Genomic DNA, 15,557 nt, shown 5'->3' on the forward strand with positions numbered 1-15,557 from the left:
CGTGAGAGCGGACGCAGGCCGCGCACGTATGGTTGTGGAAGCAGCCTCTTTTCTCCCCGGTCCAGAAAGGCCACCGCCGCCATGGTGCAGATCAAGTCCCCTGAGCAGATCGCCAAGATGCGTGAGGCAGGGCTGGTCGTTGCCGCCATTCACGCGGCGACGCGGGAGGCCGCCGTGCCGGGTGCCTCCACCAAGGACCTGGACGAGGTCGCGCGGAAGGTGCTCGCGGAGCACGGGGCGAAGTCGAACTTCCTCGGGTATGGCGGCTTCCCGGCCACCATCTGCACCTCCGTGAACGAGGTCGTGGTCCACGGCATCCCGTCCGACGAGGTCGTCCTCAAGGACGGCGACATCATCTCCGTCGACGCCGGCGCGATCATCGACGGCTGGCACGGCGACGCGGCCTACACCGCCTTCGTGGGCTCGGGTCACGCTCCGGAGCTGATCGAGCTCTCCCGGGTGACGGAGGAGTCGATGTGGGCGGGCATCGCGGCGATGAAGCAGGGGCATCGCCTCGTCGACGTCTCCCGTGCCATCGAGACGTACATCCGCCGCCAGCCGAAGCCCGGGGGCGGGCGCTACGGGATCATTGAGGACTACGGCGGTCATGGCATCGGCACGGAGATGCACATGGATCCGCATCTGCTGAACTATGTCGAGAAGCGGCGTGGCAAGGGGCCGAAGCTGGTGCCGGGGTTCTGTCTGGCGATCGAGCCGATGGTGTCGCTGGGGACGCCGAAGACGGAGGTTCTCGCAGATGACTGGACGGTTGTCACGACGGACGGTACGTGGTCGTCGCACTGGGAGCATTCGGTTGCGTTGACCGAGCAGGGGCCGTTGGTGCTTACGTCTCCCGACGGGGGTAAGGCGAAGTTGGCGGAGTACGGGGTCGTTGCCGCGCCGGATCCGTTGGTCTGAGCGCCGTCCTCGCGCAGTTCCCCGCGCCCCTTACGGGGCGTTCCACTTCCCAGCGCTTAATGATCTGGCTGTTGGGGCAGACTTCCCCGATTCGTCTTTCCGGGTGCGCTGTCGTAGACTGACTCGTCGGCTCTTGTGTACCCGCATGTCTGCATGCGCTCGCACAGGGTCGATCAAGGTAGTCGATTCGAAGGGCGAAGCGTGGCCAAGAAGCAAGGTGCCATCGAGATCGAGGGCACTGTCGTCGAGTCTCTTCCGAACGCCATGTTCAAGGTCGAGCTCCAGAACGGCCACCAGGTCCTGGCACATATCAGCGGCAAGATGCGAATGCACTACATCCGTATCCTCCCTGACGACCGGGTCGTGGTGGAGTTGTCTCCGTACGACCTGACGCGTGGCCGGATCGTCTACCGGTACAAGTAGATCTTGCCTGTGCCCCGGCTCGCCGGGGTGGTGGCACTGACCCGGAGAACCTCACCTAATGAAGGTCAAGCCGAGCGTCAAGAAGATCTGCGACAAGTGCAGGGTGATCCGCCGTCACGGTCGGGTCATGGTCATCTGCGAGAACCCGCGCCACAAGCAGCGCCAGGGCTGACGCACGACCGACTCTCTGCATCCGCAGAACTTCGCGCGACGCAAGCAGTACATGTTCATACGCGGAATCCAGGGCTGAGACTCATCAGGCCTGACACCCCCGGTCGGAGGCTGGGGACCCAGTTCGTACCTCGTACGGCGGCTGGGAATCGGTTCCGCGTCAGACCTCCGAACGACAACTGGAGCCATTGAATGGCACGCGTTTCCGGTGTCGACATCCCGCGCGAAAAGCGTGTGGAAGTCGCCCTGACCTACGTGTTCGGCATCGGCCGGACCCTTTCGCAGCTGACGCTGGCGGAGACGGGCATCGACCCGAACACCCGTGTTCGCGACCTCTCCGAGGAGCAGCTCGTCGCGATCCGCGAGTACGTGGACAACAACATCAAGACCGAGGGTGACCTCCGTCGTGAGATCCAGGCCGACATTCGCCGCAAGGTGGAGATCGGCTGCTACCAGGGTCTCCGTCACCGTCGTGGCCTGCCCGTCCGCGGTCAGCGCACCAGCACGAACGCTCGTACCCGCAAGGGCCCGCGTCGCGCCATCGCCGGTAAGAAGAAGCCGGGCAAGAAGTAGTCCGCAGCGGACAACGCTTCATCAGCGGTCTTCGCTGTAGGACCGACCACCTCCCCGTAGGAGTTATAGATGCCCCCCAAGGGTCGTCAGGGCGCTGCCAAGAAGGTGCGCCGCAAGGAAAAGAAGAACGTCGCTCACGGCCACGCGCACATCAAGAGCACGTTCAACAACACGATCGTCTCCATCACGGACCCGTCCGGCAACGTGATCTCCTGGGCCTCCGCCGGCCACGTCGGCTTCAAGGGCTCCAGGAAGTCCACGCCGTTCGCCGCGCAGATGGCCGCCGAGTCGGCTGCCCGCCGCGCCCAGGAGCACGGCATGCGCAAGGTCGACGTGTTCGTCAAGGGCCCGGGTTCCGGTCGTGAGACCGCCATCCGCTCGCTCCAGGCGACCGGTCTCGAGGTCGGCTCCATCCAGGACGTCACCCCGACCCCGCACAACGGCTGCCGTCCGCCGAAGCGTCGTCGCGTCTGACCTCGCTTCGCAGGGCTTCTCGGGCGGTACGGCTCTTCGGGGCGGTATCGCCCGTACCCTTGCAGTACCCGTCCCTTTTGCCGGGGGCGGTTCCGTCGGACGTCAAATAGCGGGCGTCCACGAAAGAAGGATCTGATCCACACATGCTGATCGCTCAGCGTCCCTCGTTGACCGAAGAGGTCGTCGACGAATTCCGCTCCCGGTTCGTGATCGAGCCGCTGGAGCCGGGCTTCGGTTACACCCTCGGCAACTCCCTCCGCCGCACCCTCCTGTCGTCGATCCCCGGCGCTGCTGTCACCAGCATCCGCATCGACGGTGTCCTGCACGAGTTCACCACCGTGCCGGGCGTCAAGGAGGACGTCACCGACCTGATCCTCAACATCAAGCAGCTGGTCGTGAGCAGTGAGCACGACGAGCCGGTCGTGATGTACCTGCGCAAGCAGGGTCCGGGTCTGGTCACCGCCGCCGACATCGCGCCCCCGGCCGGTGTCGAGGTGCACAACCCGGATCTGGTTCTTGCCACTCTCAACGGCAAGGGCAAGCTGGAGATGGAGCTCACGGTCGAGCGCGGCCGTGGTTATGTCTCCGCCGTGCAGAACAAGCAGGTGGGCCAGGAGATCGGGCGTATTCCGGTCGACTCCATCTACTCGCCGGTGCTGAAGGTCACGTACAAGGTCGAGGCCACGCGTGTCGAGCAGCGCACCGACTTCGACAAGCTGATCGTCGACGTCGAGACCAAGCAGGCGATGCGTCCGCGTGACGCCATGGCGTCGGCCGGTAAGACCCTGGTCGAGCTGTTCGGTCTGGCGCGCGAGCTCAACATCGACGCCGAGGGCATCGACATGGGTCCGTCCCCCACGGACGCCGCCCTTGCCGCCGACCTGGCGCTGCCGATCGAGGAGCTTGAGCTCACCGTTCGGTCGTACAACTGCCTCAAGCGTGAGGGCATCCACTCCGTGGGTGAGCTGGTCGCGCGCTCCGAGGCGGACCTCCTCGACATTCGTAACTTCGGGGCGAAGTCCATCGACGAGGTCAAGGCGAAGCTGGCGGGTATGGGCCTGGCGCTCAAGGACAGCCCGCCCGGATTCGACCCGACTGCTGCGGCGGACGCGTTCGGCGCGGACGACGACGCGGACGCGGGCTTTGTGGAGACCGAGCAGTACTGATCGGTTTCCTCCTCCGGGGTTCGCGTCAGCGGACCCCGGATCTCCGACAGACGACCGTCTGCTCGGATACTGACCTCGGTACCTGATACGGCCGGGGCAGACACCTAGGAGAAACATCATGCCGAAGCCCGCCAAGGGTGCCCGTCTGGGCGGCAGTGCCGCGCACGAGAAGCTGCTTCTCGCGAACCTCGCGAAGGCGCTCTTCGAGCACGGCCGGATCACCACCACCGAGGCGAAGGCCCGTCGTCTGCGGCCGTACGCCGAGCGTCTGGTCACCAAGGCGAAGAAGGGCGACCTTCACAACCGCCGTCAGGTGCTCCAGGTCATCACGGACAAGAGCGTCGTCCACACGCTCTTCACCGAGATCGGTCCGCGCTACGAGAACCGTCCGGGTGGTTACACCCGGATCACCAAGATCGGTAACCGCCGTGGCGACAACGCGCCCATGGCTGTCATCGAGCTGGTCGAGGCGCTGACGGTCGCGCAGGAGGCGACGGGTGAGGCCGAGGCTGCGACTAAGCGTGCCGCCAAGGACGCCGAGGTTGCGGTTGAGACCAAGGTTGACGTGACCAAGGCGGAGGAGGCTCCTGCCGAGGAGACTGTCGCCGAGGAGTCGAAGGACGCGTAAGCGTTCTGCCGGGGGCTGTGTGGTGGCGGCTGCGGCGCCGTCGTGGCTTGTCGCGCAGTTCCCCGCGCCCCTTTGGGGCGCGATTGCGGGTCCGTTCCTTTCAAGGGGCGGGCCCGCTTTTGTGTTGCTGAGAGGATCTGTACGTGAGTGATGACGCAGCGCCCGGGTTCGTGCGAGTGCGCCTTGATCTGTCCTACGACGGGACCGAGTTCTCCGGCTGGGCCAAGCAGGCCGGTGGGCGTAGGACCGTGCAGGGTGAGATCGAGGACGCTCTGCGGACCGTTACGCGGTCCCGGGAGACGTATGAGCTGACCGTGGCCGGGCGGACTGATGCCGGGGTGCATGCGCGGGGGCAGGTCGCGCATGTCGATCTGCCTCGGGAGGTGTGGGGGGAGCATCACGAGAAGTTGCTGAAGCGGCTGGCCGGGCGGTTGCCGAAGGACGTGCGGGTGTGGGCGCTGAGGGAGGCGCCGGCCGGGTTCAATGCGCGGTTCTCGGCTGTCTGGCGGCGGTATGCGTATCGCGTCACCGACAATCCGGGGGGCGTTGATCCGTTGCTGCGGAGTCATGTGCTGTGGCATGACTGGCCGCTCGACGTCGATGCCATGAACGAGGCGGCTCAAGGGCTGCTGGGGGAGCATGACTTCGCCGCCTACTGCAAGAAGCGGGAGGGGGCGACCACCATTCGCACGCTGCAGGAGCTGAGCCTGGTGCGGGGTGAGGACGGGATCGTCACGGCGACCGTGCGGGCCGATGCGTTCTGCCACAACATGGTGCGGTCGTTGATCGGCGCGTTGTTGTTCGTGGGGGACGGGCATCGGGGGCCGGACTGGCCGGGGAAGGTGCTGGCCGCCGGGGTGCGTGACTCCGCCGTGCATGTCGTACGGCCGCACGGGCTGACGTTGGAGGAAGTCGGTTACCCCGCCGACGAGTTGCTGGCCGCGCGGAACAAGGAGGCGCGGAACAGGCGGACGTTGCCGTCGGCGGGGTGCTGCGGGTAGGGGGGGAGCCGGCCAGGCCTCCTCCGGTATCAGGACTTCAGGGCCGTTGCCACTTCGTTCTCCAGCCACGGTGCCACGAAGTCGAGGCCCGCTTTGGAGAGATGGACGTCGTCGCCCTGCGGATAGAGGCGGCCGCCCCCGTCCGTCGTCTGGCGGCAGTCCGTGCTGTCGCACAGCAACCCGTCGAGGTCGACCAGGTGGACCTGGGTGTCGGAGGCCTTCGTGAACTCGGCGACGACCTCGTTGAAGCAGGTTCCCCAGTCCGAGGTGATCGCGCCGTTGTAGTTCCGCTCGTTCATGAGCATGATCCGGGTGTCGGGGGACTCCGTACGGATCAGCTCCATGGCCTTGCCGAGCTGCTTGACGTAGCGGGACTTGTAGGCGGGACTGCACGCGGTCAGCCACTTGCCGTCGATCTTCTGTTCCGCCGCGTCCCAGCCCAGATGGATGAGGGCCGCGTCTGGCTGGGAGCCCTGGAGCTGGTCCGCCCAGAACTCCTCCCAGTTCAGGCAGGAGTCCCAGTTGTCGAAGACCGTGTCCGTTCGGTCGCGAACGGCGGCCGGGGACATCACACCGCAGCCGCGCTGGCCGCCGTCGACCACCGCGTAGTCGTCCCCGTGCTGTGCCAGCGCCGTCGCGAAGTCCTCAGCCATGGAGTCGCCCAGGGTGAGCACCAGCGGCTTGCCGTCGGGGCGCATGGAGTCGGCGATGTAAGTGGGCAGGTACCAGGAGCCGAAGCCGATGGCCAACGAGGCCGCGGTGAACAAGGGGACCACCTTGACGGGGCGCCAGTCGCGGACCCGGTACTGCTCGATGGTGTAGTGCATGACCATCGACAGGAGCCAGGTGAGACCGGTGCCGAGCAGGAACAGGGCGTACGGCTTCATGTCCGGGTAGACCATCAGCAGCAGCCAGTACACCGGCAGGTGCAGCAGGTAAAGGCTGTACGAGATCTGGCCGATCTCCATGAGCGGCTTCAGCCGCAGCACCCGAGCCAGTGGGCCGCGGTCGGTGCTGAGGCAGGCCGCGGTGAGCGCGATCAGGAAGGCGACGATTGCCAGTCCGCCCTGGTAGAGGCGGGGCTCATGGTAGGTGCTGACCTTGATGCTGAGATAGATCACGACGGCGAGGGACAGGATTCCGGTCACCGTGGCCAGGTGGTACCCGGCGCTGCTCTCGGTGTCGCGTTGCGCCGCCCTGCGCTGCACCAGGTACACGAGGAACGCGGCGGCCGCGCCCGCCATGAAGGCCACGGCGCGGGTCTGCGTCGCCAGGTACAGGAAGTCGGTGTCGTGGTTGCCGCCCCGCCACAGCACCGGCGCGACCAGCGCCGAGGCACCGAACAACAGCATGGTGACCAAGGCGACCGGGAGCACACGCTTGCGGAAGACGGCGAAGGACACCACGAGGACCAGCGGCCACACGACGTAGAACTGCTCGGTGATGCTCAGTGACCACATCGCCGACAGGGGCTGGATGGCACCGAAGTGGTCCCAGTACGCGTCACCGCGGGCGATCTGGGCCCAGTTGCCGATCTGGAGGAGCGCGCCGAGCGCCTGCTCGGAGACGGTCTGGGCCTCCTTGAGCGGGCTGGTGAGATAGGAGATCCCCACGACCAGGGTGAGGGTCACCATCAGTCCCGGCAGCAGCCGCTTGAAGCGGCGGCGGTAGAAGCGGCCGATGCGGATACGGCCGGTGCGCTCGACCTCGCGGATCAGCAGGAGAGTGGTCAGGAAGCCCGACAGCACGAAGAAGGCGTCCACGCCGAACAGGCCGTTGCTGAACCAGTTGGTGTGGTACAGCAGCACGGACAGGATGGCGATGCCGCGCAGGCCGTCGACGGCCTGGAAGCGGGACCGCAGAGGAGCCGGTTCCGGTTTGGCTTCCGGCTTCGGCTCCGGCGCCCGCCGCGGCGCGGGTTCCGGCTCGGGAGCGGCGACCGCGGTGTCGTACGCGTCGAATCCATCGTGCTGAGGGACGTACGGCTGCTGCGCCTGTGGCTGCTGAGGGACGTGAGGGACGTGCGGGACGTAGCTCTGCGGCTGCTGCGGAACCAGCCCGCCGACGTGCTGCTGCGGAACGGGCGGGGTGCCGTACGGCTGTTGTCCGTTCGCCGGTTGTCCGTAGCTCGGCCGGCCGTACCCCTGCTGACCGTGGCCGTCCTGGCCGGGATGGTCAGTGGGCGGCTGACGATGCATGGGGTACTCCAGAGTGGGCGACGCCCTGCGAGGTGCAGGGAGCGGGGGATGCGGAGGTGCGGACGGCGTGGGCGGCCAGCAGGGCGCCGCAGGCGACACGGAGGCCGGGTGGGAGTTCGTTGCCCTCGGCCACGTGGGCCCCGTCGCCGACCACGGCGGCTTGCAGCACGCTGCCCTCGCCGATTCGGGCGTGGCGGCCCACGACGGAGCGGTGCAGGCTGGTCCGGGCGTCGATCCGGGCGCCGGCCAGCAGCACACTGCCCTCGACCACGGCTCCCTCACCGACCACGGCGCCGGCGGCCACGACCGTGCCGCCGCTGAGCACCGCGCTGGGGTGCACCTCAGCGCCGGGCAGCACCAGGGCGTCACCGACCGGGCCGGGCAGCGCGGGGGAGGTGACCAGGCCGCGCACCAGGTCGGCAGAGCCCTGCACGAAGGCGGCCGGGGTACCCAGGTCCAGCCAGTAGCTGTCGTCTACGACTCCGCGCACATGCGCGCCCGTAGCGAGCAACTCGGGGAAGGTCTCGCGCTCCACGGAGACGACCCGGCCGGCGGGGATGCGGTCGATCACGGAGCGGGTGAAGACGTAGCAACCCGCGTTGATCTGGTCGGTGGTGATCTCTTCCGGGGTCTGAGGCTTCTCCAGGAACGCCTGGACGCGGCCCTCCGCGTCGGTGGGGACGAGACCGAAGGCACGGGGATCGGCCACCCGCTTCAGATGCAGGGTGACATCGGCTCCCGAGGCACGGTGGTCCTCACGCAGGGCAGCGAGGTCCACGCCGGAGAGGATGTCGCCGTTGAAGATCAGCACCGGCTCGTCGGGTGCGCTGCGCAGCCGCTCGGCGGCGTTGCGTATGGCGCCGCCGGTGCCGAGGGCGGTCGTCTCGGTGACGTACTCCAGCTCCAGGCCGAGGCGGCTGCCGTCACCGAACTCCTCCTCGAAGAGCTCGGCAAGGTAGGAGGTCGCGAAAACGATCCGGGTGATCCCGGCCGCGGCTGCTCGCGCGAGTTGGTGCGTGAGGAACGGCACCCCGGCCACGGGGAGCAGCGGCTTGGGGGTGTGGCTGGTCAGGGGCCGGAGTCTGGTGCCCTGACCGCCCACGAGAAGGATCGCTTCAGTCATGTGGTGTCCGCCTTGGGTCGCGGGGACGGGTGATGGAGGCGTGGGGGGATCTCCTGTGCTGCCGGATTACTGGGCTGTGGTGCCAGGACCTGCGTAGTCGGAGGTGAAACAGGCTTTGACGGCCTTCTCGGTCTGGGGACGGCCGGCGAAGTCGAGCCGGGACGCGACCTTGTCGTCCGGCGGGGTGTTCGGGTCGTCGTCGAACCAGATCGACCACCAGTAGAGGCCCTGCATCTGCCGTTCCTGGACGACCTGGCAGACGGCCTTGTACCAGTTGGCCTGCACCTGGGGATTGACGGCGCGCTTGGTGTAGAAGTCGCCGGGCGCGTGGTAGGCGCGGGTCATCGCGCCGATGCCGGCCTCGGCGATGGTGAGGTTGGGCAGCGGGCCGGTGGCCTTCTTGTCCAGCCAGTCGTTCCAGCCCTCGACCAGCGTCTCGACGGGTGCGGTGTCCGCGACCTTCACGGGGAAGTAGGCGTCGACGCCGAGGTGGCTGACCGGCATGTTGATGCGGCCGGAGACGTAGTTGTCCCAGTTGGCGTCGTAGGCGACCTCGCCGGAGAAGGTCTTCTCGGCGGAGGCGACCAGGGCGTCCCAGCCTGCGTCGCCCTCCAAGGAGTTGAGCTCGGTGCCGATCACAAAGGTGTTCGCCTTCTCTTCTTCGGCGACCTCGAGATACGGGGTGAGGAACTTCTTGTAGGACGCGAACCAAGCGGAGCGCGAGGCCGGTTCGATGTTGCCGCGCCAGCCGGTCGGCGGGTCCAGGGACGCCTCGTCCATGATCGGGCGGAGCGTGGTGCGGAAGCCGGCGTCCTCGAACACCTTCAGCACTCGCTGCAGGCGTTCAGGGGACGGTGTCTTGGATTCGGCGGAGAGTTCGTCGGACGTGATGCCCTCGGTGAAGAAGGGGAAGGACAGGGACACCGAATTCGCGCCCAGGCCGATGAGGTACTTGGCGTGCTTGCGGGCCTGGTCCTCGATGAACGTGCCGGAGCGTTTCTTCTTCTCCTCTTCCCAGTAGAGCTGCACGCCCCACTGCGCCATGCCGGCCTTCCAGGGCTTGGCGACCTTGAGGGTGTCGGCGGCGGAAGACGCAGCGGACGACGAGGGTGTCGTACCGGAGGAGTCGTCGGCCGGGGTGGTGGAGTCCTTGGAGCCGTCCTTGACGATTCGGGGCAGGGCCGAGCCCGACTCCCAGCGCACCGGGTGGTCGCCGAGGACGAAGGGGGTGGCCAGCACGATGGTGAGGACGGTCACCGGGAAGATGGCGAGCAGAGGCAGTCGCGAGCGCATGTCAGGTGTCTTCCGGGGGATCAGGCGGGCTTGGCGATCACGACGAACTTGTTCTCCTCGCGCCGGACGAACTTCAGGAAGCCCTTGAAGCCGCCGAGTCCTTCCAGCACGGAGAAGACGGGGATGAGCGCGACCACGACGATCGGCTCCCACCACTTGCGCCGCCCGCTGATCGACGCGAGCGCGTTCAGCCGCAGCCCCTCCCAGTAGGTCCAGATGACATAGGCGAAGTTGAGGGCCCACAGGATGACCACGGACTGGGTCACGGGCGAGGTGTTGAGATCGCCGACGAGAAGACCGATGCACAGCACGGCGACGATGTGCTGGAGCGGGCCGAGGATCCAGGTGGTGACACAGATCGACAGGAACCATCGGTAGCGCCAGGGCACTGCCTTGTTGAAGCAGAGTGCCACCAGGCCCCAGGCCCACCGGTCGCGCTGCTTGATGAAGTCCCGGGCGGTCGCAGGGGAGGCCCCGTAGCAGCGGCCGTTGAACCAGTCGCTGCGGCCCGGGTAGCGGCGGCAGAAAGTCAGGGCGAGGCGGGCATCCTCGACGATCTCCTTGGGGCCGAAGTCCCAGCCGATCGTGGCCTCGATGGAGGCGCGCAGCACCAGCAACTCGCCGTGCACACCGGCGGCCGGCGTGCCCATGCCGGTCAGAGCGCGGAAGCGGGCGATGTCGTCGGCGGGACGTACCGCGTCGGCGAGCCAGGTGAAGAGGTTGACGGCGTTCTCGCGGGGGTACGTGAGGATGCCCTGGGCCATGTGCTTGGCCTCGTCGGGGTGGGCGCGGCGCTGGCGGTTGATGAACTGGGCCAGCGAGGAGGCGGTGTCGGGGCCGACGCCGGTGTCGTCGTCCATGTGCAGCACCCAGACGTGGTCGAGGGCCTCGCCTTCCTCGATGCGCAGCTCATGGGCGTAGTGGTTGGCACGCGCTTTGAAGCGGGTGCCGTTGGCCGGGACATACGCCTTGGGAACGGTGATCACCCGGATCAGAGGGTGGGAGGCGGCGAGCCGGTCGATGTCCTCCGCCGCCTCGCAGCCCTCTTCGGTGAGGATGTCGACGCGCATGTACGGGAACCACTCGGGCAGATGCTCGACGTAGGAAAGGATCGAGCGCTCCAGGGCCGGGTAGGTGTCGTGCCGCCCGATGGTCGGGCAGAGGACGATCAGGAAGTCCTCCTGGGCCGGCGCCGGCGGGGTCATCCGGTCGTTCTTGCGGACCCGGCGGCGGATCAGCAGGGCGCCTTGGATGCCCACCATCACGCCGATCACGGGCAGGGACCATACGACGGTCAGTGCCCAGCTCAGCGGTGATGAACTGGGCCGATAGGTCCATAGCCCGAAGGCGACCAGAAGGACGAAGGGCAGCAGGAACGGGAGGATGCCGGGCTTCCACGACGCTGTGCGCTTGGCCAGTTTCTGATTGTGCCGTGAGTGCGGCACACCCCCGTCGACCAGTGTCGATGCCATGACGACTGCGGAACTCCCCCGTGAGATCGGTGGTGCGTTGAGGCAGCGACAGATCTCGGCCGCGGCGCGACAGAGCGCACTACGGCACCTTCACTCCGGGATCCCCACCCCTCAACGCCCTGCTGGCGTAAAAATCGGCCAATCGCCGCTCAGATGCCCCCCCAGGCGTCCAGAACCATTGACCGAACAGGAGCACGATCCTGGCATACGTGTCCGGACCATGGAACCGCTGTGAGGAAGATGTGTTTAAAAGTTAATCAGGCGAAGTCTTGAGCCGTGATCACACGGGAGGAGTGGTAAGTCCGTTTCACGTCGTCTGTGGTGTTCTTCTTCCGCGGCTCGGAGACGTTGTCGTACGACAGTGCCTGCCCCCACACCGTCCACAGCACCCACGGCGTCCTGACCAGGGTCTTGGGCTGCGCGGCGTTGAGCGGGACATGGAAGGACTCGGAGACGATCCGGGGCCTGCGGTACGTCTCCAGACCGCGGAACCACACCTCGGTCCAGGTTCCGCCGCCGAACGGCTCGGCCGGGGTGTCGCTGTAGTCGTCGACGCCGACGATGTCGACGTAGCGCCCGCCGGGGTAGTACGGCCCGGGCTCGCGGCCGTAGGAACTGTGCCAGGAGTTCGGGGCCCAGACGAAGATCAGGTTGTGCAGACCGCGGCGGTGGACGAGGTAGTCGTATGTCACATGCCACAGCTTCCGGAAGGCCGCCGGGTCCTGGCCGGACCACCAGAAGCCACGACCCGGTGCGGTGTTCATCTCGTGGTACGGCCGCAGCAGCACGGGTACGCCCTGGTCGGCGAGGTAGCCCAGGTGGTCCGCGAGATAGGCGAGGTCCCGCAGCAGGTCCCGGTGCTCGGTGGTGCCCCGGCTCACCACCCGGGCGAACCAGCGGGGGTCCTTGGCGGCGGGCGAGTTGCGGTGCAGCGTCTGCGGGAAGCCCTTGACCGGGCTGCCGGGGTAGGGCTGGTGGAACGAGAAGCCGACCAGGCCCGCCGGGGCGCCGCCGTTGTGCGGCAGGGACATCTCGGCTCCGGTCGCGCACTCCCGGTGGGTGCCCGAGGGGCGGTACGAGCCATCGGCCGCCGCCCTGGGCAGGCCCGCCCACACGCCGACGGCCAGGTCCACGGCGTCCTCGACATACCCCCAATGGCGGCGGCAGCCCGGCCAGTCGCCGGAGTAGGAGCGGGACCGGCCCACCGCCCAGCCGGGCTGGCCGTAGCCGGGGCCGAGGTCCAGCTCCACGAAGCCGGGCAGGCGGCCGGTGATGTCGCGGGCCTTGCGGTAGTAGTAGCCCGGCGGCTTGGTGCCCCGGTAGTCGCCGTACTGCGCGTTGTACCGCTCGTTGTGCAGCTCGACGTGCTGGCCGATCACCGTGCGGCTCGGGCGGCCGCGGCGGGCGGTGTTCTCCAGGTTCGCGAGCATCGCGTACACCTGGCGTGCCTCGGGGGTGGCCTTCGGGTCGCGGTCCCGGAGATCGGTCGGCACCGGCGGGGGTCCGGTCTCGCCGTCGTCCTGGTCGGGCCAGGCCCACACTGCGAGCGGGGCCAGCACCGCAGCGCTCGCCGCGGCACCTACCAGCCGGATCCGGCCTCGCATGCGCATTGCCCTCGCCCCCTCCCCGATATGACGTGGGGTGATTGTCTCTCGGTACGGGGCGGGCGCTACGGATCGTTGGAGGGTGCGGGTTCGTCGTGGCTTGTCGCGCAGTTCCCCGCGCCCCTATAGGGCGTTGGTCATGGCGTACTCAGTCCTGCGACCACGTCCTCAGGAGGTCGCCGAGGGCCTCCGTCGTTTCGTCGGCGTCGGGGCCGTCGTCGCGGGCGTCGGGGGACAGTTCCACGTGGAGGAACGTGGCGTGACGGCGTTCCGCGGACCTGCCCTGGACGTTCGAGGTGCCTTCCAGTGGGCAGCGGGCCGACCAGCCGCGGCAGACGCGCAGCCCTTCCGACTCCAGATGGTCGGCCAGTGCCGAGGCCTCGTCGGACGTGCTCTGGGCCGCGCCGCCGGAGACGATGGCCTCGTAGGGGCGCTCGGACGTCTCGGCGAAGCCGTGGAGTTGGAGGCCGGGCACCCCGCGCTTCTGGAGCTCGACGACGATGGCGTGGAAGGCGCTGTCCTCGCGGTGGGCGACGTCCGCGGCGTCCGCGCGGCCGGCGCGGCGGTGGGCGCCGGCCACGACGAGGGCGCCCGAGGGGGTGTCCTCCAGCAGTCGGACGCCTAGTGCCTCGGTGTCGCGGTCGGAGACCGGGTGCGGTACTTGTACGTTCCAGCGCACCGCGGAGTCGGCGGTCAGGTAGAGGCGGCCCCAGCTCGCGGCCTCGCCGTCCGGTCGCAGGGCGGCGATCTCGTCGTAGCGGCGGCCGGAGTCGGTGTCGGTGAGGCGGGTGACGCCGAGGCCGAGGGGGGCGAGCAGGCGCTCAGCTTTCTCCGCGTCGCCGTCCAGCAGACGGCCTACGCCGCGCGCCAGCTGTTCGCGCCGGGCCGCGCCGGGCGGTGTGTAGGAGGCGTCGGGCTCGAGGTCGGCCGTATACGTGAGGATCCGGCTGCGGAGGTCCACCAGCTCCCGAGATTTCGGAACCGAACCTTCCGTGGACTCGGGTGATGCCGTCTGGCAGCCGGCCAGTGCCACGATCAAAACCCCTTGGGCAAGAATGCGAGCGAAACGTGACTGTCTTGTGACGGCAATGACCGATTGAGCTGTGAGGCCCATGTGAGTATGGCGCGGTGACATTCCGTAAGTCTCTCCGTATAGGCCGTTCGGTGGCGGTTCTGGGAGCTCTGGCCGGCCTGGTCGCCTCGTGTGCCTCCGAGCCGTCCGGGGCGCAGGTGAAGCCGGGCGGGCGCTCGTTCACCGTCGCCGCCGCGGGTGATGTGCTCATCCACCCCGAACTGGTCGAACAGGCGGCCAAGGACGCCAAGAAGACCGATGAGGGGCAGGCCGGGCTGGACTTCGGACCGCTCATGGCCGGGGTGAAGCCGGTCATCAGCAAGGCCGATCTGGCCATCTGTCACATGGAGACTCCGGTCGGCACGCCCGAGGGCCCCTTCGAGGGGTACCCCGAGTTCCTCGTTCCGCCGCAGATCCTCACGACTCTCAAGGACGTGGGGTACGACACCTGCTCCACGGCCTCCAATCACACCTACGACCACGGCCTCAAGGCCGTGAAGCGGAGCCTGGACACGATGGACAAGGTGGGCCTCGGCCACACCGGGTCCGCGCGTACGCCCGAGGAAGCAGAGCAGATCAACATCCGGGACGTCAACGGCGTCAAGGTCGCCCATCTCTCCTTCTCCTGGGAGTCCTTCCTCAACCCCACGCCCGAGAAGGAGCGTTGGGCCCTCAACCGGATCGGCATCGACCCCATCAAGAAGGCCGAGGCCCAGGCCCGCAAGAAGGGCGCCGAGGTGGTGATCCTCTCGGTCCACTGGGGCCTGGAGCACTACAACGAGCCGAGCGTCCCGCAGCTGAAGCTGGCGGAGCGGATCACCAAGGAGACCGGGATCGACCTGGTGATCGGTCACCACTCCCACGTGGTGCAGCCCATCCAGAAGCTCAACGGCACCTGGATCGCCTACAGCCTCGGCAACCAGGTGGCCCGCCACTCCTCGCCGACCGGCCTCACCGAGGAGGGCGCGATCGGCTGGTTCGAGTTCAGGGAGACGACCGACGGCTGGGACGTCGGCGCCCGCTACCGGACCACGCTGGTCGACATCCCGCCGGAGGTGGAGGCAGGGGAGAAGGCGCCCGAAGGAGCCGTCGAGGACCATCGCGTGGTGGACGTGCAGCAGCTGCTCGACCGTCCCGGAGAGCTGTCCGAGGACCGGCTCGCCCGCTACCGGCTGGCCGCCGACCGCACCCGCGGCTTCCTCTACAACCGCGGCGCCCCAGGTGGCGACGGTCTGGAGCAGCTCTCGTTGACGAAGTGACGAGTGACACAGACAGCGGTTGCCCGCCGAAACCCAACCCCGGCGCGTTTTAACCGTCTTTTAAAGTGACGGCGTCTCATGTCCGCGTCAGCGGTGGCTCCAGCGAGCGCCTGAGTAGTGAAGAGGCGAAGGAAACCACCGGTGATTTCGACACAAAGCGCGCCACGCCCAGGACGGGGCGG

General features: G+C 67.8%; 14 protein-coding genes and 1 pseudogene. 9 read left to right on the forward strand and 6 right to left on the reverse strand.

Features of this window, described 5'->3' with window-relative positions:
* Positions 1-81 precede the first annotated feature (81 nt).
* The 8 genes from map to truA all read left to right on the forward strand — a co-directional run bounded on the left by map (position 82) and on the right by truA (position 5,354).
* Positions 82-918 carry a type I methionyl aminopeptidase gene (gene map / locus AB0I98_RS05840; RefSeq protein ID WP_362935811.1) on the forward strand — a complete coding sequence of 279 codons (837 nt, stop codon included), beginning with the start codon at positions 82-84 and terminating at the stop codon, positions 916-918.
* Between the two features lie 201 nt (positions 919-1,119).
* Positions 1,120-1,341 carry a translation initiation factor IF-1 gene (gene infA, locus AB0I98_RS05845; RefSeq protein WP_003948620.1) on the forward strand — a complete coding sequence of 74 codons (222 nt, stop codon included), beginning with the start codon at positions 1,120-1,122 and terminating at the stop codon, positions 1,339-1,341.
* A gap of 58 nt (positions 1,342-1,399) precedes the next feature.
* Positions 1,400-1,513, forward strand: a complete 114-nt coding sequence (gene rpmJ, locus AB0I98_RS05850; protein WP_003998809.1) for a 50S ribosomal protein L36 — start codon at positions 1,400-1,402, stop codon at positions 1,511-1,513.
* Positions 1,514-1,704: 191 nt separating this feature from the next.
* The gene (gene rpsM, locus AB0I98_RS05855) at positions 1,705-2,085 is read left to right on the forward strand and encodes a 30S ribosomal protein S13 (RefSeq protein WP_037680379.1); all 381 of its coding nucleotides are present in this window, start codon (positions 1,705-1,707) and stop codon (positions 2,083-2,085) included.
* Between the two features lie 69 nt (positions 2,086-2,154).
* The gene (rpsK, locus tag AB0I98_RS05860; protein WP_003956432.1) at positions 2,155-2,559 is read left to right on the forward strand and encodes a 30S ribosomal protein S11; all 405 of its coding nucleotides are present in this window, start codon (positions 2,155-2,157) and stop codon (positions 2,557-2,559) included.
* A gap of 143 nt (positions 2,560-2,702) precedes the next feature.
* Positions 2,703-3,725 (forward strand): DNA-directed RNA polymerase subunit alpha, encoded by a 1,023-nt coding sequence (locus tag AB0I98_RS05865; protein WP_003966937.1) that lies wholly within the window; start codon positions 2,703-2,705, stop codon positions 3,723-3,725.
* 118 nt (positions 3,726-3,843) lie between these two features.
* On the forward strand, positions 3,844-4,353 hold the full coding sequence (gene rplQ, locus AB0I98_RS05870; protein WP_362935814.1) for a 50S ribosomal protein L17: 510 nt from the start codon (positions 3,844-3,846) through the stop codon (positions 4,351-4,353).
* Between the two features lie 143 nt (positions 4,354-4,496).
* On the forward strand, positions 4,497-5,354 hold the full coding sequence (truA, locus tag AB0I98_RS05875; protein WP_362935817.1) for a tRNA pseudouridine(38-40) synthase TruA: 858 nt from the start codon (positions 4,497-4,499) through the stop codon (positions 5,352-5,354).
* A gap of 29 nt (positions 5,355-5,383) precedes the next feature.
* Here truA and AB0I98_RS05880 read toward each other — a convergent pair whose 3' ends face one another.
* The 6 genes and pseudogenes from AB0I98_RS05880 to AB0I98_RS05905 form a co-directional block, all read right to left on the reverse strand.
* Positions 5,384-7,552, reverse strand: a complete 2,169-nt coding sequence (locus tag AB0I98_RS05880) for an acyltransferase family protein (protein WP_362935820.1) — start codon at positions 7,550-7,552, stop codon at positions 5,384-5,386.
* Between the two features lie 49 nt (positions 7,553-7,601).
* Positions 7,602-8,675 (reverse strand): annotated as a pseudogene (locus AB0I98_RS05885) (NDP-sugar synthase); the annotation flags it as partial.
* A gap of 66 nt (positions 8,676-8,741) precedes the next feature.
* Positions 8,742-9,968, reverse strand: a complete 1,227-nt coding sequence (locus tag AB0I98_RS05890) for a hypothetical protein (RefSeq protein ID WP_362935823.1) — start codon at positions 9,966-9,968, stop codon at positions 8,742-8,744.
* 20 nt (positions 9,969-9,988) lie between these two features.
* Positions 9,989-11,440 (reverse strand): glycosyltransferase family 2 protein, encoded by a 1,452-nt coding sequence (locus tag AB0I98_RS05895; RefSeq protein WP_362935826.1) that lies wholly within the window; start codon positions 11,438-11,440, stop codon positions 9,989-9,991.
* Positions 11,441-11,697: 257 nt separating this feature from the next.
* On the reverse strand, positions 11,698-13,050 hold the full coding sequence (locus tag AB0I98_RS05900; RefSeq protein ID WP_362935829.1) for a glycosyl hydrolase: 1,353 nt from the start codon (positions 13,048-13,050) through the stop codon (positions 11,698-11,700).
* 142 nt (positions 13,051-13,192) lie between these two features.
* The gene (locus AB0I98_RS05905) at positions 13,193-14,008 is read right to left on the reverse strand and encodes a hypothetical protein (RefSeq protein WP_362936443.1); all 816 of its coding nucleotides are present in this window, start codon (positions 14,006-14,008) and stop codon (positions 13,193-13,195) included.
* Between the two features lie 200 nt (positions 14,009-14,208).
* On the opposite strand from AB0I98_RS05905, the gene AB0I98_RS05910 reads away from it, so the two are divergent.
* Entirely contained in the window at positions 14,209-15,375 is a 1,167-nt protein-coding gene (locus AB0I98_RS05910) for a CapA family protein (protein WP_362935832.1), read from the forward strand.
* Positions 15,376-15,557: the final 182 nt, after the last annotated feature.

Origin of the sequence: Streptomyces sp. NPDC050211, assembly GCF_040656035.1 — a bacterium.
In the GTDB taxonomy this organism is placed as follows: domain Bacteria; phylum Actinomycetota; class Actinomycetes; order Streptomycetales; family Streptomycetaceae; genus Streptomyces.

Bases quoted from the DNA above. Each gene is read 5' to 3' on its own strand.
- AB0I98_RS05895 (WP_362935826.1), bottom strand. From the start codon at position 11,440: ATGGCATCGACACTGGTCGACGGGGGTGTGCCGCACTCACGGCACAAT.
- AB0I98_RS05880 (WP_362935820.1), bottom strand. From the start codon at position 7,552: ATGCATCGTCAGCCGCCCACTGACCATCCCGGCCAGGACGGCCACGGT.
- rpsK (WP_003956432.1), top strand. From the start codon at position 2,155: ATGCCCCCCAAGGGTCGTCAGGGCGCTGCCAAGAAGGTGCGCCGCAAG.
- rpmJ (WP_003998809.1), top strand. From the start codon at position 1,400: ATGAAGGTCAAGCCGAGCGTCAAGAAGATCTGCGACAAGTGCAGGGTG.
- rpsM (WP_037680379.1), top strand. From the start codon at position 1,705: ATGGCACGCGTTTCCGGTGTCGACATCCCGCGCGAAAAGCGTGTGGAA.
- AB0I98_RS05900 (WP_362935829.1), bottom strand. From the start codon at position 13,050: ATGCGCATGCGAGGCCGGATCCGGCTGGTAGGTGCCGCGGCGAGCGCT.
- map (WP_362935811.1), top strand. From the start codon at position 82: ATGGTGCAGATCAAGTCCCCTGAGCAGATCGCCAAGATGCGTGAGGCA.
- AB0I98_RS05890 (WP_362935823.1), bottom strand. From the start codon at position 9,968: ATGCGCTCGCGACTGCCTCTGCTCGCCATCTTCCCGGTGACCGTCCTC.
- AB0I98_RS05865 (WP_003966937.1), top strand. From the start codon at position 2,703: ATGCTGATCGCTCAGCGTCCCTCGTTGACCGAAGAGGTCGTCGACGAA.
- rplQ (WP_362935814.1), top strand. From the start codon at position 3,844: ATGCCGAAGCCCGCCAAGGGTGCCCGTCTGGGCGGCAGTGCCGCGCAC.